Raw genomic sequence first — 18,697 nt, forward strand, 5'->3', positions numbered from 1 at the left:
CCTTTTTGGTTATTTTTTCGCTGGGCCGGCATTCCGGCGTCTGGAAAAAGTGACCCGCCGTAAGGGCGGAACCCCAATCAGCAACACCCGCAGCAACGGATATACACACATCCCACCCAAAGCATGGCCGGCCCAAAGGCCGCCACGATTCACAGCCCAAAAAAAAGCCCCGACCAACGAGCCGGGGCTTTCTCATGACAGCTCAAGCAAACATCAGAACCGCTTGATATCCGCCTGACTCTCCAACTGCTTGCGATACGCCGCAAAGTCCTGCTGCCCCTCACGGGAAGCCAGGAAGCGACGATACTGCGCCTTCTCTTCATCCGTCGGCGCAGCCGCTTCGTTAACGCCGTTCAGGCGCACGATCACGAGACTGCCATCCGACAGCGTCACGCTGCTTAACGTCGGCTTGTCCTTGGCAGCCGGCTTCGGCATACGGAACAGCGCCTGCAGCACCGCAGGATCAACCCCCTCTTGCGCACGAGTGGCCGCAGCGGTGGCTTTCCAGCTCTGACCGTCAACCGCCTTGTCCAGCGGCGCCTTGCCCTCACGCAGATCAGCGATCAGCTTCTCCGCCTTGGTCTTGGCAGCCGCACTGGCGTGCTCTTTGGTCAACTGAGTGCGGATGGCCGCAGCGACGCTTTCCAGCGGCAGTTGAGCAGGCTTCAAGTGTTCCTTGGCACGCAGGACGATCACGGTTTCCGGATCGAGTTCGATGGCGGTGCTGTTGGCGCCTTCATCGATCACTTCGGTGCTGAAGGCTGCAGTGACCACGGCACGGTTGGCCGCAACACCTTCGCCGCCTTCACGGCCAAACGGCTTGGAGGTGTGCACGGTCAGCTTCAGATCCGCCGCTGGCTGGGCCAGGTCGGACGCTTCGAATGCGGAGTCTTCCAGTTGTTTGGTCGCCTCGACGAAACGCTGCTCGACCTGCGAAGCTTTCAGCTCGCGAGTCAGCTTGTCTTTCAGGCTGGCCAGGGTCGGCACTTCCGGCGCTTCAACGCCCAGCAGCTTGATCAAGTGGTAGCCGAAGTCGGTGCGAACCGGACCGGACACCTGATCCTTGGCCAGCGAGTACAAGGCTTTTTCGAAAGCCGGGTCATACACGCCAGGACCTGCGTAACCCAGGTCGCCGCCATTGTTGGCCGAACCCGGATCCTGCGAGAACTCCTTGGCCAATGCTTCGAACTTCTCGCCCTTGGCCAGACGCGCCTGGACTTCTTCGATTTTCGCCTTGGCTTGAGCTTCGGTGGTCTTGTCGTTGACTTCGATCAGGATGTGCGCCGCACGACGCTGTTCCGACAGGTTGGCGATCTCTTTCTGATACGCGGCCTGCAGGTCTTCGTCCTTGACGGCAACCTGATCGAAGCCAACGAGGACTTCTTCAGCTCCAGGTAATCAATGACCACTTGATCCGGGGTCATGAATTCCTTGGCGTGCTCGTCGTAGTAAGCCTTGACCTCGTCGTCGGTCAGTTTGACCGCCGCCGGATCGGCCTTGACGTTCAGCGTGGCGAAATCGCGGGTCTGTTTTTCCAGACGAGCAAATGCCTGCACTTGCGCGTCGGTGACAAAACCACTGCCCGCCACACCGGCGCGCAGTTGGCCGATCAGCATTTCCTGGGCCAGCATCTGGCGGAATTGCATACGGCTGTAGCCCAGTTGACGGATCACCTGATCGAAACGCTCGGAACTGAACTTGCCATCCACCTGAAACTCAGGTGTCTGCAGGATCACTTGATCCAGTGCGCCTTCGGAGAAAGCGAATTTCGACTGTTCGGCGCCTTGCAGCAACAGCTTGCGATCGATCAAACCCTTGAGGGCCGATTCGCGGAGCATTTTTTCGTCGAGCAGCGAAGCGTCGAAATCCTTGCCCAGCTGTTGCATCAGCTGACGGCGTTGCATATCAACGGCCTGGCTCAGCTCGTTCTGGCTGATTTCTTCACCATTGACTTTGGCCGCCTCATTGCTGTGAGTGGTGGCCTTGAAAATGGCATCGAAACCGGTCAGAGCCATCAGTGCAACGATGACCCCGATAATGGTCTTGGCAATCCAGCGCTTGTGAATTGTCCCTGATATTCTGCAGCATGCGTCCCCCAGAAACGGTTGAACTTCAAAATTTGGCAACCGTGGAGCGTGGGTAGAATCCGGATAGAAGAAAGGCGCATCCGAGGATGCGCCTTCTCGTAACTGGCGGAGCGGACAGGGCTCGAACCCTCGATCCCGGCGTTACAGGCAACTGCATCAGCTACCTGCTCTACCGCTCCGCTGCCAAGTCAGGCATGACCCCGACCCGGATGGGTAGAAAACCTGAAACTTAGTTAACAGCTTCTTTCAGTAGCTCTTCACCGGCTTTGAAACCTGGCTTCTTGGCAGCCGGGATTTCCAGAGTCTTGCCAGTCTGTGGGTTACGACCGGTACGAGCCGGGCGATCAGTCTACGGAGAACGTACCGAAACCAACCAGAACAACGGAGTCGCCAGCCTTCAGAGCGCCAGTGACGGATTCGATTACAGCGTCCAGCGCACGGCCAGCAGCAGCTTTCGGGATATCAGCGGATGCAGCGATAGCATCAATCAGTTCCGACTTGTTCACTCTAAGTCCCCTTATATCTATTTTGAGATGATTCTAAGTTTTTTGGTGAAAGCAAAAACGAGTGCTGAATGGCCTACAGACACTTAAGAGCCGCTTTATAACAAGGGCTCTAAAAAGCTGTCAAGGAAGCCCCCCAGGCAAAAACGTATTAATGCGTGCTAATTCTTTCCTTAGAGTCAGACTCACGTTTTTCGTCCTTGGCAACTATCTCCGGAGCCACATCCGGCAAGGGCTCCGGCGCGATATTGCAGCGCAATTTGCAGGACCTCGTCAATCCATTTAACCGGTTTAATCTGCAGATCCTGCTTGATATTGTCAGGAATCTCCTTCAGATCACGCACGTTCTCTTCCGGAATAATCACAATCTTGATTCCCGCCGCGGTGAGCCGCGAGCAGTTTTTCCTTCAGGCCACCGATTGCCAGTACCTGACCACGCAAAGTGATTTCACCCGTCATGGCCACATCGGCGCGCACCGGAATGCCGGTCAATGCCGACACCAGCGCCGTGCACATGCCTACACCGGCGCTAGGACCGTCTTTCGGGGTCGCCCCTTCCGGCATGTGAATGTGCGTGTCGCGCTTCTCGTGGAAGTCCAGGGGAATGCCCAGGCTCTTGGCACGGCTGCGGACAACGGTGAGCGCTGCTGTGATCGATTCGACCATCACATCGCCCAGCGAACCGGTCTTGATCAACTGACCCTTGCCCGGTACGACTGCGGCTTCGATAGTCAGCAATTCGCCGCCAACCTGAGTCCAGGCGAGGCCCGTCACCTGTCCGATCTGATCCTGTTGCTCGGCCAGACCGTAGCGGAACTTGCGCACACCGAGGAAGTGTTCCAGCAGATCAGCTGTCACTTTCACCGAGAAGCGTTTTTCCAGCGCGTGTTCTTTCACGGCCTTGCGGCAGACCTTGGCGATCTGACGTTCGAGGCCCCGGCACACCGGCTTCACGGGTGTAGTAACGGATGATGTCGCGGATCGCTTCTTCGTCGAATTCCAGCTCGCCCTTCTTCAAACCATTGGCAGCGATCTGTTTCGGCGAGAGATATTTGACAGCAATGTTGATCTTTTCGTCTTCGGTGTAGCCCGGCAGGCGAATGACTTCCATCCGGTCCAGCAATGCCGGCGGAATGTTCATCGAGTTCGAGGTGCACAGGAACATCACGTCCGACAAATCGTAATCGACTTCAAGATAGTGATCGTTGAAGTTGTGGTTCTGCTCCGGATCGAGCACTTCCAGCAGCGCCGACGCCGGATCGCCACGCATGTCACTGCCCATTTTGTCGATTTCATCGAGCAGGAACAGCGGGTTGCGCACGCCTACTTTTGTCATCTTTTGAATCAATCTTCCTGGCATCGAACCGATGTAAGTCCGGCGGTGACCACGAATTTCCGCTTCGTCACGCACGCCACCCAGGGCCATCCGCACGAATTTACGGTTGGTAGCATGAGCGATCGACTCGGCCAACGAGGTTTTACCCACGCCCGGAGGACCGACCAGGCACAACACCGGACCACGGATCTTCTTCACGCGCTTCTGCACGGCGAGGTACTCAAGGATACGCTCCTTGACCTCTTCCAGACCGTAGTGATCGGCATCGAGAATGTCTTCTGCGCGCGCCAGGTCAAGGCGTACCTTGCTCTGCGCCTTCCACGGCACTTGCACCAGCCAGTCGATGTAGGAGCGCACCACGGTGGCTTCTGCAGACATCGGCGACATCTGCTTGAGTTTGTTCAGCTCCGCAGTGGCCTTGGCCAATGCGTCTTTCGGCAGACCGGCAGCGTCGATACGCTTTTTCAGGTCTTCGATCTCGTTGTGGCCTTCGTCGCTGTCGCCCAGCTCTTTCTGAATGGCCTTCATCTGCTCATTCAGGTAGTACTCGCGCTGACTGCGCTCCATTTGCTTTTTGACACGACCACGAATGCGTTTTTCGACCTGCAGCAGGTCGATCTCGGCGTCCAGCAAGGCCAGAACGTGCTCGACCCGGGCCGACAAATCGATGATTTCGAGGATTTCCTGCTTCTGCTCGATTTTCAGCGCCATGTGCGCCGCCATGGTGTCGACCAGGCGACCCGGCTCATCAATGCTGTTGAGCGACGACAGGACTTCAGCCGGGTACTTTCTTGCCCAACTGCACATATTGTTCGAACTGCGACAGCAGCGTGCGCACGAACACTTCGGATTCGCGCTCGGCGGCATCGACTTCTTCGATCAGCGAGACTTCGGCACGGCAATGCCCGTCAATCACGCTGAAGCGTTCAACGGTACCGCGCTGCTCACCTTCGACCAGCACCTTGACGGTGCCGTCAGGCAGCTTGAGCAGCTGCAAAACAGTGGCAATGGTACCTACGCGATAGTAGAGCATCTTCACCGGGATCGTCATCAGCCGGATTTCTCTGGGCCAGCAGGAGGATCTGCTTGTCGCCCGTCATCGCTGCCTCGAGAGCTTCGATGGATTTCTCGCGCCCCACGAACAGCGGGATAACCATGTGCGGATACACCACGACATCACGCAATGGCAGGAGAGGCAATTCGATGGTTGTCTTCATGATTTCGCCTCTACGGCGGCCATATGGCCGTAATCAGATGGAATTAAGCTTGAAACCAAGATGGGGTCTGCCTTGAAAAAAAACAAGCGCAAAGCGGATGTAAAAAACAACATAAAAAAAAAGAGGCCCGAAGGCCCCTTCCTTATTGCAGCAGAGTGGACGCTTAGGCGTCCGGCGCTGCCTTGGCCGTCGGCTCACTGTTTTCGTAGATATACAGTGGCTTGGACTTGCCTTCGATGACGCTTTCATCGATCACGACTTTGCTCACCTCGGACTGCGAGGGGATTTCATACATCGTATCGAGCAGTACACCTTCGAGAATCGAACGCAGGCCACGGGCACCGGTTTTACGCTCCAGGGCTCGCTTGGCGACCGATTTCAGTGCGTCGGTCCGGAACTCCAGATCCACGCCTTCCATCTCGAACAGCTTGGCATACTGTTTGGTCAGAGCATTTTTCGGCTCAGTGAGAATCTGCATCAGCGCAGCCTCGTCGAGCTCGTCGAGCGTTGCAAGAACCGGCAGACGACCGACGAACTCCGGGATCAGACCGAACTTGACCAGATCGTCAGGCTCGACTTCACGCAGGGATTCACCGACTTTCTTGCCTTCTTCCTTGCTGCGCACTTCTGCGCTTGAAACCGATGCCACCCTTGGTGGAACGGTTCTGGATAACCTTCTCGAGACCCGAGAACGCACCACCGCAGATGAACAGGATGTTACGGGTGTCGACCTGCAGGAATTCCTGCTGCGGATGCTTGCGACCACCTTGCGGCGGAACGGAAGCGACCGTGCCTTCGATCAACTTGAGCAAGGCCTGCTGCACGCCCTCACCGGAAACATCGCGGGTGATCGACGGGTTGTCGGACTTGCGGGAAATCTTGTCGATTTCGTCGATGTAGACAATGCCCATCTGGGCTTTTTCTACATCGTAGTCACATTTCTGCAACAGCTTCTGAATGATGTTCTCGACATCTTCACCTACGTAACCGGCCTCGGTGAGGGTGGTTGCGTCGGCGATGGTGAACGGAACGTTCAGCAAGCGGGCCAGCGTTTCGGCCAGCAGGGTCTTACCCGAGCCGGTCGGGCCGATCAGCAGGATGTTGCTCTTGCCGAGTTCGACGTCGTCAGCCTTTTTGTCACGCTGATTCAGGCGCTTGTAGTGGTTGTACACCGCTACGGCCAAAACCTTTTTTGCACGCTCCTGACCAATGACGTACTGGTCAAGGATGCCGCTGATTTCTTTAGGCGAAGGCAATTTATGCGCGCTGCTTTCGGCCTGGGCTTCCTGCACCTCCTCGCGGATGATGTCATTGCACAGGTCGACGCACTCGTCGCAGATAAAGACCGAGGGGCCGGCAATCAATTTGCGCACTTCATGCTGGCTTTTGCCACAGAAGGAGCAATAGAGCAGCTTGCCGTTGTCCTCGCCGTTGCGGGTGTCAGTCATTCGTTCGATCCAAATCCGATAGGCTTGCAACACAAGATGAAGGCTATTGCGGGCTTTTTCAAGCCCGCTGGTGATCAGACCAGCCGACCAAGCCTGTTTTGAGCTGCTTATTTTTAAGCTGGACGCTGATTGATCACTTCATCGATCAGACCGTATTCCTTCGCAGCTTCTGCACTCATGAAGTTGTCGCGATTGGTATCGCGCTCGATTTCTTCCAGAGTACGGCCGCTGTGCTTGGCCATCAGCGTGTTCAGACGCTCGCGGATGAAGAGGATTTCCTTGGCATGGATTTCGATGTCCGACGCCTGGCCCTGGAAACCGCCCAGTGGCTGGTGAATCATCACGCGCGAGTTTGGCAGGCAGAAACGCTTGCCCGGCGCACCGGCAGTCAGCAGGAACGCGCCCATGCTGCAGGCCTGACCGATGCAAGTGGTCGATACGTTGGGTTTGATGAACTGCATGGTGTCGTAGATCGACATGCCCGCTGTCACCGAACCGCCCGGGGAGTTGATATAGAGATGGATGTCCTTGTCCGGGTTTTCCGCTTCAAGGAACAGCAATTGCGCACAGATCAGGTTGGCCATGTAGTCCTCTACAGGACCCACCAGAAAGATTACACGCTCCTTCAGAAGGCGCGAGTAGATGTCATAGGCGCGCTCGCCACGAGCAGATTGCTCGACAACCATCGGGACCAGGCCGCCTGCGGCCTGGATATCAGAGTTCTGCTGAATATACGAATTACGGAACATGCTCTGCAGTCACTCCCAAATAGTTATGTCTTGAATACGCATAAGCCAGCTCGAGAGCTGGCTTATGGTGTGCACTTCTAACGCAAAAACAATCAGTCGGCTTTTGGAGCTTCTACCGGCTTGACCGCTTCTTCGTAAGAGACCGATTTGTCGGTCACGCTAGCTTTCTGCAGAACAGTATCCACAACTTGTTCTTCCAGCACAACCGAACGCACTTCGTTCAGTTGCTGCTCGTTCTTGTAGTACCAGGACACGACCTGCTCAGGCTCTTGATAAGCCGAAGCCATTTCCTGAATCATGTCACGAACACGAGCTTCGTCAGGCTTCAGGTCGAACTGCTTGACCACTTCAGCCACGATCAGGCCCAGCACGACGCGGCGCTTGGCTTGCTCTTCGAACAGCTCGGCCGGCAGTTGGTCAGGCTTGATGTTGCCACCGAACTGCTGAACAGCCTGCACGCGCAGACGGTCAACTTCGTTGGACAGCAGCGCCTTTGGCACTTCGATCGGGTTGGTGGCCAGCAGACCGTCCATGACCTGATTCTTGACCTTGGACTTGATCGCCTGACGCAGTTCACGCTCCATGTTCTTGCGAACTTCGGTGCGGAAACCGTCGATGCCGCTTTCCTTGATGCCGAATTGAGCGAAGAACTCTTCGTTCAGCTCTGGCAGTTTTGGCTCGGAAACGGTGTTGACCGTCACGGTGAACTCGGCGGTTTTGCCAGCCAGGTCCAGGTTCTGATAGTCCTCTGGGAAGGTCAGGTTCAGAACGCGCTCTTCACCGGCTTTAGCGCCAACCAGGCCTTCTTCGAAGCCAGGGATCATGCGACCGGAACCCAGCACCAGCTGAGTGCCTTTGGCGGAGCCGCCAGCGAATGCTTCGCCGTCAACCTTGCCAACGAAATCGATGTTCAGCTGATCTTCGTTCTGGGCAGCACGATCGGCCACTTCGAAACGGGTGTTCTGCTTGCGCAGGATGTCGAGCATTTTGTCCAGGTCAGCGTCAGCCACGTCAGCGCTCAGGCGCTCAACGGTGATGCCTTCGAAACCGGCAACGGTGAACTCAGGGAACACTTCGAATACAGCTACGTATTCCAGGTCTTTGCCAGCTTCGAGCGACTTCGGCTCGATCGACGGCGAACCGGCCGGGTTCAGCTTCTGCTCAACCACAGCTTCGTAAAAGGAGGACTGGATCACGTCGCCTACAGCTTCCTGGCGAGCATCAGCACCGAAACGGCGCTTGATTTCGCTCATTGGCACTTTGCCTGGACGGAAGCCAGCAATCTTGGCCTTTTGGGCGGTCTGCTGCAGACGCTTGTTGACCTGAGTCTCGATGCGCTCAGCCGGCACGGTGACGCTCATGCGGCGCTCGAGAGCAGTAGTATTTTCAACAGAAACTTGCATGGATATTCCTCGTTGCACAGACGTTAGCCGGCCGTTTCCGACCCCAGAATCAAGGGCATGCATTCTAGTGGGTCAAACTCAAGAAGTCACCCTACTCGAAAACGGGTAAAAAAACAGCAGGCAATTTATCGGGACCGCCGCACGAATACAGCGCGCCCCACAGGCGAATACAACCAATCACGCCAGGGCTCTGCGCCAACCTCTTCTATATATAGAAGAGACTGCCAATCACTCCCTGACGACCGCTCCCGCAAGCAGGACCGGCAAGCAGCGCAGCGTCGTCGAAGTGCACAAATACGACGAACTGCCCTGCTCCTGCGACCTGAAACCGGCAAGCGCCGGATTTCCAAACCGCTAAAACAAAAAAGGCGCCAGACTGTTAAATCTGGCGCCTTTCGAAATATGGGGTGGACGATGGGGATCGAACCCACGACAACGGGAGTCACAATCCCGTGCTCTACCAACTGAGCTACGCCCACCATATTGCGTAACAAAAAAGCCAAATAACTTCTTTGTTGAAACCCCACCCGGCACAAGGCATGAATGAAGCTTTAATTGGTGCGGATGAAGAGACTCGAACTCTTACGCCTCGCGGCGCTGGAACCTAAATCCAGTGTGTCTACCAATTCCACCACATCCGCAGATGAAGCTTTTAAAGCAAAGGCGCCAGACTGTTACATCCGGCGCCTTTCGAAATATGGGGTGGACGATGGGGATCGAACCCACGACAACGGGAGTCACAATCCCGTGCTCTACCAACTGAGCTACGCCCACCATATCGCGTTACTTGTGCCAAAGCTGCCTAATGGCGCACCCGGCAGGACTCGAACCTGCGACCATCCGCTTAGAAGGCGGATGCTCTATCCAGCTGAGCTACGGGCGCCTTATTAATCTGTACTCTTAAAGGACTACAAACTAAGTGCTTTCCAGTGTCACAGAATCGTAATTCCGCTTCACCTTCTTAACCAGTGCTAGGCTGTGCCCGACAAGTGCGACGAATAGTATAGAGCGCTCTGAAGGTCGTCAAATCCTTTTTGAAAAAAATTCATTTAATTAAAGGAGTTAGGGGAATTTGCTGACCAAGCGCCTTTGCCCTCATCGCTCGACATGCGAGAATGCGTTCTCATTTTTTCCCCTCTCGATGGTTAATCACGCGCAATGACTGCACAACTAATCGACGGCAAATCGATCGCCGCCAGCCTGCGCCAGCAGATCGCCCAACGTGTTGCCGAGCGTCGCCAGCAAGGCCTGCGCACGCCCGGCCTCGCGGTGATCCTGGTCGGCAGCGATCCTGCCTCTCAGGTTTATGTCTCGCACAAGCGTAAAGACTGTGAAGAGGTCGGTTTCCTCTCTCAAGCCTACGACCTGCCCGCCGAAACCACGCAAGAAGCATTGACCGATCTGATCGATCGTCTCAACGACGATCCGGCAATCGACGGCGTGCTGCTGCAACTGCCGCTGCCCGAGCACCTGGACGCTTCCAAACTGCTGGAACGCATCCGCCCGGACAAAGACGTCGACGGCTTCCATCCTTATAACGTCGGTCGCCTGGCACAGCGCATTCCGTTGCTGCGCCCATGCACCCCCAAAGGCATCATGACGCTGCTGGAAAGCACGGGTGTGGACCTTTATGGTCTGGATGCGGTGGTGGTTGGCGCGTCCAACATCGTCGGTCGCCCGATGGCGATGGAACTGCTGCTGGCCGGTTGCACCGTCACTGTCACGCACCGCTTCACCAAGGATCTGGCCGGACACGTCGGCCGTGCCGATCTGGTCGTCGTGGCCGCCGGCAAGCCGGGTCTGGTCAAGGGCGAGTGGATCAAGGAAGGTGCGATCGTGATCGACGTCGGCATCAACCGCCAGGACGACGGCAAACTGGTCGGTGACGTGGTGTATGACACCGCCCTGCCCCGCGCCGGCTGGATTACACCAGTACCGGGCGGCGTTGGCCCGATGACCCGTGCCTGCCTGCTGGAAAACACCCTCTACGCAGCGGAAACCCTGCACGCCTGAGGCGTATTTTGCACCGTTGAAAAACCCGCCTCGTGCGGGTTTTTTCATGCCTGAGAAAAAACACTAACCGTTCGCCGGAAACCCCTCTTTTTACAGGCCTTTTCACGAGTTTTTCAGGTCATTCAAACAACCATCGACAGATCTTCAGCCATACTCCTAGAATGCGACGCTTTGAAGAAATAACCCGTTACAAACTAACGGAATATCCAACCTTTATGAGTTCGCCCGCGTGAAAATTCGTCTTTCGATTCTGAGCCTGTTTTTCGCTTTTACAGGCACATTCATCACGCCAACGATCAACGCTGCGGAAACCACCGCTGCCCCTCGCGATGCTTCGACACTGAAGATCGCCTCCGGCAGCGCCCTGCTCATGGATATGCAGACCAATAAAGTCATTTATTCCAGCAACCCTGACGTGATCGTCCCGATCGCCTCCGTCAGCAAGCTGATGACCGGTTTGGTGGTGGTCGAAGCCCGGCAGAACATGGACGAATGGATCAATGTCGATATCAGCAACACGCCGGAAATGAAGGGCGTGTTCTCCCGAGTCAAACTCAAGAGTGAACTGCCGCGCCGCGAAATGCTGCTGATCGCCCTGATGTCCTCGGAAAACCGCGCCGCCGCCAGCCTCGCCCATCACTACCCCGGTGGTTATGCAGCGTTTATTGCTGCGATGAACGCCAAGGCCAAGGCACTGGGCATGACCCACACCCACTACGTTGAACCGACCGGCCTGTCGGAGCGCAACGTTTCGACGGCCCGCGACCTGAGCAAGCTGCTGGTAGCGGCGAGCAAACACCCGATTCTCAGCGAGCTGACCACTACCAAGGAAAAGACCGTTTCGTTCCGCAAACCCAATTACACCCTGGGCTTTCGCAACACCGATCATTTGGTGAACAAAGCCGACTGGGACATCAAGATCACCAAAACCGGCTTCACCAACCCGGCCGGTCATTGCCTGGTCCTGGTGACGAAGATGGGCAATCGCCCCGTCGCCCTGGTGATTCTCGACGCGTTTGGCAAATACACCCATTTTGCCGATGCCAGCCGCATCCGCAGTTGGGTGGAAACCGGCAGAAGCGCCAGCGTTCCGGCAGTGGCGCAGCAATACAAAGCGGATAAAAACCTCAAGTCGCGGCAGAGCGGCGTGGTTGAGGCTTCGAAGTAATTCAACACGCTTTCAGACAGATTTGCCCGAGGTGAGGGAGCAAGCTCCCTCACTACAAAGGCAGTCCGCCGGTCAGCCTTGCTCAATCATTGGGCAATGGCATCTGATCATCATCCGGGATGCCATCGCCCTTTTGCGGATCTGGTAACAGTCCGGGCGCCACCAACGGTCGGGCCAACGGGTCGCGCAACACGCTGTCCGGGTCCAGCACCGGGTCGATATCGGTCTCGGGCGTGGTCGGCACGCTGTCCGGTTTTTGGTCATCGAAGCTTGAATCGGTACTCATACGCACCTCACATCAAGGTTTCAGATTGGCTAAGGGATCGTAGGGCCTGGCAGGTTTTTTCGGGTCCTCGCCGGGCACCACATCGAGAGGCGCCTTGGCCGGGCCGACAGGGTCGACCTGCGGATCATCGAGGTCAGGCGAGTCCGGATCAAACCCCAGATCATCTCCCGAGGAATGCTCGGAAGAATGCGGGCCTTTCGGTGATGGGGAATCTGTCATGTCGCCTCCTGGTTCACCCGCGAAAAGCGGGCTCTATGATTTGGAGGGTTGCCGGGCGCAGTCGTGCCCGGCAAATGACGAACGGAGCCTCAGTGCGCAGCCAGCGCCTTGCGCGCCTGTGCCGCTTCGTTTTCCTGACCGGCCTGAGCCAGCTCATCGGCCGCCTTGAGCCAACGGCCACGGTCGACTGCCGCCGGAATCTGCGAAGGTTTCTGGATCAGGATCGCCCAGCCACCTGACTTCTCCAGCGCCGATTCGAAGGAACTGAAGCTCATCAGTTCGCGACGGTTCATACCGGCACGCAGCAGCACCTTCTGTTTATTGCGGTCATAGCCGGACAGGATCGCGTAACGCGGTTCCGCCCAGAACGCCGCGCCCTCGCTGAAACGCACCATCACCGGGTATCCCGCCGCGACCTGCGTCAGCAGCGCCGGCAGGTTGGCATCCAGCGGGTAGACCACCATGCCGTACTCGCGGGCCAGGTTCTGGATATTCTCTTGCAGCTTGTCTTCGCCACCGGGCAGGTGCAGCGGTTTTTCCAGCAGGCCCGGGGTGGTCACGATGCCCTGCTGCGACAACAGGCTCGCCAACACTTGCGGCCCACTCTGATGGGCGTCGCCCCGATAGAACGTACCACTGAGTTCGACCCGCTCCGGCAAACGCTTGACCTCTGGCGCCACACTGCCCGCACAACCGGCCAGCAGCGCCGCGCAACCGGCCGTCAGCAGCGCCACACGAATTCGAGAAAATACCTGGACCATCGTTACTCTCTGTTCAGACGCCGGTCATCGTGTTCCGGCAACGCCAGCGATCATAGGGCCGCGCACGGCTGCGGTATAGCCTTAAACCGTAGCGGCAGCGTTTGCATAGAGCGAACTGATTGGTCACCAGCGACCTTTGGTCAATAGCCTGAAACACCGCATTGTCTAGACTGTCACTGAAACAGAGCGAATTGAATAAGTGTGCGCCCGATGCAGGGCGAAGAGGAGGCACTGATGAGCCTGACCATGACCATCGTGATGTTGATTGCCGGCTGGCTGGCCGTTGCCACCGCCATGCTGTGGGGCGTGCTGCGTATTGCCCGGCGCCACCATCATCCTGTCGATTTGGCGCCGATTCACAAACCGGAAAAACAACGCGTGCGCCACGCGACTGCGCACTGACAGGTCGTTGACATAAACCCGATGCAAGCGCTGCTGCGGACTGCGATCCATTGATCATGAACGTCAAAAGATCGCAGCCTTCGGCAGTTCCTGCATAAAGCAAAAGGCCGGCTGGACTCCAGGAGTCCAGCCGGCCTTTTTACTTGGTTGCCGATTAAGCCTGCTGAGCGAGCTTCTTCTGCTTCGTCCGGCGCGACAGCATGTTCAGCACTTCAATCGCTGCCGAGAACGCCATCGCCGCATACACATAACCTTTCGGTACGTGGGCGCCGAAGCCTTCGGCGATCAGCGTCATGCCGATCATGATCAGGAAGCCCAGGGCCAGCATCACCACCGTCGGGTTGTCGTTGATGAACTTGGCCAGAGGCTCAGCCGCGAACAGCATCACCAGCACCGAGACCACCACCGCGATCACCATGATCGGCAAGTGCTCAGTCATGCCCACCGCAGTAATGATGCTGTCGATGGAGAACACCATGTCCAGCATCAAGATCTGACCGATGGCGGCCGCAAAACCCAGAGTCACGGTCGATGTCGCGGTTTTCGGGTCTTCCGGCGCCGGGTCCATGCTGTGATGGATCTCGGTCGTGGCTTTCCACACCAGGAACAGACCACCGGCAATCAGGATCATGTCCTTCCAGGAGAATGCCTGGCCCATGATTTCAATCACAGGGGCGGTCAACTGCACGATAAAGGCGATGGTGCTCAACAGGGCCAGACGCAGAATCAACGCCATGCCGATACCGATGCGACGGGCTTTCTGCCGATGCTGCTCGGGCAGTTTGTTGGTCAGGATCGAGATAAAGATCAGGTTATCGATGCCGAGCACGATCTCCATCACCACCAGTGTGGCCAAAGCAACCCAGGCGGCAGGGCTGGCGGCGAGTTCTAATAGATATTCCATGGGTCAGTCCTGACTCGTTGTACGACGGTTTAAATGGTCTTGGAGGAAGATTCGGATTTTTCCGCGTCTTTTTCCGGTGTTTCTTTTTTCTCGATCAACCCGCCCGTGGCGTCACTCAGCGCTTGTTCGGCTGCCTTGTGGGTGTCGTCGATGGCCTGCTTGGCGCTTTCGGCCGCTTTGCCCATCAACTGCTGGGCGCTCTTTTCCGCCTGATCACAACCGGCCATGAGCAGTAAAGACGTAAACATCAACGCAGGGATTGTGTATTTCATTGGGCTTTCCTTCGAATGAACAGACAGGGTCGCAGACCGGCCGTCGATGGCTGGGCATTCTAGGCAAGCGGACACTTCAGGAAAATTCGTATTTTTAGCGGCTATACTTCGGTTTTTACGAACCCAAACATTCATGCAGGAGCTGCCGCAGGCTGCGATCTTTGCTTCTTGAAAAACAGGATGAAAAGATCAAAGCCTCCGGCAGCGCCTACACAAGGACTGCGGGCTTATGCTCAATTACCGACAACTGCATTATTTCTGGGTGGTCGCCAAGACCGGCAGCATCGTGCGCGCCTGCGAACAGCTGAATCTGACGCCACAGACCATCAGCGGGCAGATTTCGCTGCTCGAACAAACCTACGGCATAGAGTTGTTCCGACGGGTCGGCCGGCAACTTGAACTGACCGAAGCCGGGCGCCAGGCCCTGCCCTACGCCGAGCAGATGTTCCAGCTCGGCGGTGAGCTGGAACTGATGCTGCGCGCGCAACCCAATGAACAGCAGATCCTGTTTCGGGTCGGCGTGGCGGACGTGGTGCCCAAGTCCATCGTCTACCGGCTGATCGCGCCGACCATGGAGCTGAACGAGCCGCTGCGCATCACCTGCCGCGAAGACAAACTCGAACGTTTGCTGGCGGACCTGGCGATCCAGCGTCTGGATCTGGTGATCTCCGACAGCCCGATGCCTTCGCACCTCGACATCAAGGGCTACAGTCAGAAACTCGGTGAATGCGGGATCAGTTTCTTCGCCACCGCGCATCTGGCGGCTCAATACGGACAAGACTTCCCGCGCAGCCTCCACGGCGCACCCTTGTTGATTCCCGGAGCGGAAACCGTGGTGCGCAGCCGTTTGCAGCGCTGGTTCGCCGAGCAGCAGATCCAGCCGCAAATCGTCGGCGAATTCGATGACAGTGCCTTGATGCAGGCGTTCGGCCAGTCCGGCAGCGGGATTTTTATCGGCCCGAGCGTGATTGCCGATGAAGTGAAGCGCCAGTACGGCGTGGAATTGATTGGCCAGACGGACGCGGTGACCGAGTCGTTCTACGCGATTTCGGTAGAACGCAAGGTCAAGCACCCCGGCATTGTGGCGATTACCGAAGGTGCCCGACGCGAGCTGTTTACCGCGTTATGACGCTTGCGCGCAGGCGTCGCGCGGCTTGAGGGTCATCAGCACCATGGCGAGGAACACCGACAGCAGGATGAACCCGGCGGCGGCGAACCCGAGGAAGCCCAGACCGGCACTGTCAATCACCCGTCCACCGATCATCGCGCCCAGGCCGATCCCCAGGTTGGCCCCGGCGATGTTCAACGAAGCGGCAAACGCGGGCGCTTCCGGTGCGGCTTTCATCAGGCGCACATGGCTGACCAGGAACAACGCAGCCTGAGTCACGCCCCAGATTCCCATAGCCACCGCCAGGCCCAGTGGCGAATGGATGTTCGGCACCAGCGACACCATGCCGGCAATCATGAACGCGCAGAACAACACCGACGCACCGAGCGGATGACGATCCACCGCACGGCCACCCAGCGAGTTGCCGATCAAGCCGACCGCACCGAAGCCCATCAGGCACCAGCCGACCACGGTGCCATTGAAACCGGCCAGGCGTTCAAGGATGTCCGCCAGATACGTATAAGCAGTAAACATGCCGCTAAACACCAGGATCGACAGCAGGATGTGCCCGATCATCAACGGACTGCGCAGGATCTTGAACTGCGAGCGGAAACCGACCTGATGCTGGTGCAGGCTGGTCTTGGGCAGGTAAACAAACAACAGCAAGGCCTTGGCAAACGCGATCACCGCCAGAATGCCAAAGGCACTGCGCCAGCCGAACGCATCGGAAATCAGCGTACCGACCGGAATGCCGAACACCGTGGCACAGACAATCCCGAAGCCGATCTTGGCGATGGCGCGACCGGCGTAATCCGGCCCGACAATGTCCACCGCCGTTTCACTGGCCAGCGCCCAGAACACCGGCAGCCCCAGCGCCGGGATCAATCGGGCAATCGCCATGACCCAGATGTTCGGCGCCAGCGCGGCCACGGTATTGGCCAGACCGAACATGATCAGGATGGTGATAAACAGCCGGCGGCGCTCGAATCGGGCGAAATACGCAGTAAGGAATGGCCCGAACATCGCGACCGTAAAAGCGAATAGAGTGACCAGCAATCCGGCCTGCGGGATGGTGACTTCAAGGTCTCGGGCAATCGCCGGCAGCAGGCCGACGATAACGAATTCTGTGGTCAGCACCGTGAAACCGGCGGCGGACAACAGAAGAATGGGCAACAGCATGCGCAACTCCAGCAAAACGACGACACCAGCGTTGACCCGGAGGTCCGCTGGCAGAGTTTGAAAATGAGGATGGAGAATCTTAACAGAGAGTGTCCGCACTGACTTGCACAAACCTGTCGATCTTGCCGACATGATCGGTGGCAGATCGTCACAGGCCTGAAGGATAAGGCCTGCGCTGTGATAAAGTCCGCGCCCTGAAAAACGTACAGCTTGTTCAACGCCGAGTTTATTAGCGTTGATATCGCATCAGCACGTTCGCGGCATGACGGTGGCCTGCCCCCGCTTTAACGCTACCCTCATGCACCTTGCACCCCTATAAAAAATCAGAGATGCCGTTATGACCGCTTCATCCCCTTCTCTCCTGCAACGCCTCAAGAACCTGAGCCTGGTCACGCAGATCCTGATCGGCCTGATCGCCGGTATCGCCCTGGCGCTGTTCGCCCCGGAAGCGGCGAAAAGCACTGCGTTTATCGGCAAAGTGTTTGTTTCGGCACTGAAAGCCGTGGCACCGATTCTGGTATTCGTGCTGGTGATGGCCTCGATCGCCAACCACAAGCACGGCCAGGAAACCCATATCCGGCCGATTCTGTTCCTGTACCTGCTGGGCACCTTCGCGGCAGCCGTTGTGGCGGTGATTGCCAGCATGACCTTTCCCTCGCATCTGGTGCTGTCCACCGATAACGTTTCGGTGACCGCACCGGGCGGCATTGGCGAAGTGCTGCAAAGCCTGTTGCTGAGCGTGGTGGATAACCCGGTCAACGCGCTGATCAACGCCAACTTCATCGGCATTCTGGCCTGGGCGATCGGCATGGGCGTCGCGATTCGCCATGCCGGCGACACCACCCGTGAAGTGCTCGGCGACCTGTCGAACGGCGTGACCCTGATCGTGCGCGTGGTGATTCGTTTTGCACCGCTGGGTATTTTCGGGCTGGTGGCGTCGACCCTGGCCACCTCCGGTTTCGACGCACTGATCGGCTATGCGCACCTGCTGGCGGTGCTGCTCGGTTGCATGCTGTTCGTGGCGCTGGTGATGAACCCGCTGATCGTGTTCTGGAAGCTGCGTCGCAACCCGTATCCGCTGACCCTCAAGTGCCTGCGCGAAAGCGGCATCACCGCGTTCTTCACCCGCAGTTCGGCGGCGAACATTCCGGTCAACCTGGAGCTGAGCAAGCGCCTGGGCCTGCATGAAGACACCTATTCGGTGTCGATCCCGCTGGGCGCGACCATCAACATGGCCGGTGCGGCGATCACCATCACTGTGCTGTCCCTGGCGGCCGTGCACACCCTCGGCATTGCCGTAGACATTCCGACCGCAATCCTGCTCAGCGTCGTCGCGGCGATCTGCGCGTGCGGCGCTTCGGGTGTGGCCGGCGGTTCGCTGCTGTTGATCCCCTTGGCGTGCAGCCTGTTCGGTATCCCGAGCGAGATTGCCATGCAGGTAGTGGCAGTGGGCTTCATCATTGGCGTGCTCCAGGATTCGGCAGAGACGGCGTTGAATTCGTCTACCGACGTACTGTTTACCGCAGCAGCGTGCCTGGGCGAAGAAGCGAAAGCCCAACGCACCGCCTGACACCCGACCTTGCAGGAGCGAGCAGGCTCGCCCCTACCCAGAAAAACAAAAAGCCCGCCAAGGCGCAAACCT

Annotated in this window: 13 protein-coding genes, 4 tRNA genes and 4 pseudogenes; 5 read left to right on the top strand and 16 right to left on the bottom strand. The window is 57.6% G+C overall.

Going from position 1 to position 18,697, the window contains the following annotated elements:
• Positions 1–213: 213 nt before the first annotated feature.
• The 10 genes and pseudogenes from ACXX9E_RS23475 to ACXX9E_RS23520 form a co-directional block, all read right to left on the bottom strand.
• Positions 214–2,088 (bottom strand): annotated as a pseudogene (locus ACXX9E_RS23475) (SurA N-terminal domain-containing protein).
• Positions 2,089–2,316: 228 nt separating this feature from the next.
• A pseudogene (locus tag ACXX9E_RS23480) lies at positions 2,317–2,593 on the bottom strand (HU family DNA-binding protein).
• 148 nt (positions 2,594–2,741) lie between these two features.
• Positions 2,742–5,143 (bottom strand): annotated as a pseudogene (gene lon, locus ACXX9E_RS23485) (endopeptidase La).
• A 163-nt stretch (positions 5,144–5,306) separates the two neighbouring features.
• Positions 5,307–6,591, bottom strand: a pseudogene (gene clpX, locus ACXX9E_RS23490) (ATP-dependent Clp protease ATP-binding subunit ClpX).
• Positions 6,592–6,704: 113 nt separating this feature from the next.
• Positions 6,705–7,340 (bottom strand): ATP-dependent Clp endopeptidase proteolytic subunit ClpP, encoded by a 636-nt coding sequence (clpP, locus tag ACXX9E_RS23495; RefSeq protein ID WP_007951559.1) that lies wholly within the window; start codon positions 7,338–7,340, stop codon positions 6,705–6,707.
• A gap of 92 nt (positions 7,341–7,432) precedes the next feature.
• On the bottom strand, positions 7,433–8,743 hold the full coding sequence (tig, locus tag ACXX9E_RS23500; protein WP_123462312.1) for a trigger factor: 1,311 nt from the start codon (positions 8,741–8,743) through the stop codon (positions 7,433–7,435).
• A gap of 403 nt (positions 8,744–9,146) precedes the next feature.
• Positions 9,147–9,222 (bottom strand) — tRNA-His (locus tag ACXX9E_RS23505).
• Between the two features lie 77 nt (positions 9,223–9,299).
• Positions 9,300–9,384, bottom strand: a tRNA-Leu gene (locus tag ACXX9E_RS23510).
• Positions 9,385–9,441: 57 nt separating this feature from the next.
• A tRNA-His gene (locus tag ACXX9E_RS23515) sits at positions 9,442–9,517 on the bottom strand.
• A gap of 32 nt (positions 9,518–9,549) precedes the next feature.
• A tRNA-Arg gene (locus ACXX9E_RS23520) sits at positions 9,550–9,626 on the bottom strand.
• A gap of 275 nt (positions 9,627–9,901) precedes the next feature.
• On the opposite strand from ACXX9E_RS23520, the gene folD reads away from it, so the two are divergent.
• Together folD and pbpG are read left to right on the top strand one after the other, a co-directional pair.
• A complete protein-coding gene (folD, locus tag ACXX9E_RS23525) occupies positions 9,902–10,756 on the top strand; it encodes a bifunctional methylenetetrahydrofolate dehydrogenase/methenyltetrahydrofolate cyclohydrolase FolD (RefSeq protein ID WP_123462311.1) in 855 nt (284 codons plus the stop codon).
• Positions 10,757–10,985: 229 nt separating this feature from the next.
• Positions 10,986–11,924, top strand: coding sequence for a D-alanyl-D-alanine endopeptidase (pbpG, locus tag ACXX9E_RS23530; protein ID WP_123462310.1), 939 nt, complete (start codon positions 10,986–10,988; stop codon positions 11,922–11,924).
• A gap of 82 nt (positions 11,925–12,006) precedes the next feature.
• Here the strand turns inward: pbpG and ACXX9E_RS23535 are convergent, their stop codons facing one another.
• From ACXX9E_RS23535 to ACXX9E_RS23545, 3 genes are all read right to left on the bottom strand, one after another.
• Complete coding sequence (locus tag ACXX9E_RS23535) at positions 12,007–12,210, bottom strand: hypothetical protein (RefSeq protein ID WP_458556289.1); 204 nt, start codon at positions 12,208–12,210, stop codon at positions 12,007–12,009.
• A 12-nt stretch (positions 12,211–12,222) separates the two neighbouring features.
• A complete protein-coding gene (locus ACXX9E_RS23540; RefSeq protein WP_123462308.1) occupies positions 12,223–12,429 on the bottom strand; it encodes a DUF6021 family protein in 207 nt (68 codons plus the stop codon).
• An 89-nt stretch (positions 12,430–12,518) separates the two neighbouring features.
• A complete protein-coding gene (locus tag ACXX9E_RS23545) occupies positions 12,519–13,190 on the bottom strand; it encodes a cysteine peptidase family C39 domain-containing protein (protein WP_458556290.1) in 672 nt (223 codons plus the stop codon).
• A gap of 234 nt (positions 13,191–13,424) precedes the next feature.
• Here ACXX9E_RS23545 and ACXX9E_RS23550 point away from each other — a divergent pair, with 234 nt between their 5' ends.
• Positions 13,425–13,592 carry a hypothetical protein gene (locus ACXX9E_RS23550; RefSeq protein ID WP_222832514.1) on the top strand — a complete coding sequence of 56 codons (168 nt, stop codon included), beginning with the start codon at positions 13,425–13,427 and terminating at the stop codon, positions 13,590–13,592.
• Between the two features lie 154 nt (positions 13,593–13,746).
• Here the strand turns inward: ACXX9E_RS23550 and ACXX9E_RS23555 are convergent, their stop codons facing one another.
• On the bottom strand, positions 13,747–14,496 hold the full coding sequence (locus ACXX9E_RS23555) for a TerC family protein (RefSeq protein ID WP_123462306.1): 750 nt from the start codon (positions 14,494–14,496) through the stop codon (positions 13,747–13,749).
• 29 nt (positions 14,497–14,525) lie between these two features.
• Complete coding sequence (locus tag ACXX9E_RS23560; RefSeq protein ID WP_007965379.1) at positions 14,526–14,768, bottom strand: hypothetical protein; 243 nt, start codon at positions 14,766–14,768, stop codon at positions 14,526–14,528.
• A gap of 229 nt (positions 14,769–14,997) precedes the next feature.
• Here ACXX9E_RS23560 and nhaR point away from each other — a divergent pair, with 229 nt between their 5' ends.
• Positions 14,998–15,897 (top strand): transcriptional activator NhaR, encoded by a 900-nt coding sequence (nhaR, locus tag ACXX9E_RS23565; RefSeq protein WP_458556291.1) that lies wholly within the window; start codon positions 14,998–15,000, stop codon positions 15,895–15,897.
• Here the strand turns inward: nhaR and ACXX9E_RS23570 are convergent.
• Entirely contained in the window at positions 15,892–17,055 is a 1,164-nt protein-coding gene (locus tag ACXX9E_RS23570) for an MFS transporter (RefSeq protein WP_458556292.1), read from the bottom strand. The genes nhaR and ACXX9E_RS23570 overlap by 6 nt on opposite strands.
• Before the next feature lie 337 nt (positions 17,056–17,392).
• On the opposite strand from ACXX9E_RS23570, the gene sstT reads away from it, so the two are divergent.
• Positions 17,393–18,625 (top strand): serine/threonine transporter SstT, encoded by a 1,233-nt coding sequence (gene sstT / locus ACXX9E_RS23575; RefSeq protein ID WP_186748111.1) that lies wholly within the window; start codon positions 17,393–17,395, stop codon positions 18,623–18,625.
• Positions 18,626–18,697 lie beyond the last annotated feature (72 nt).

The sequence above is a fragment of the Pseudomonas sp. GNP014 genome (genome assembly GCF_054344005.1).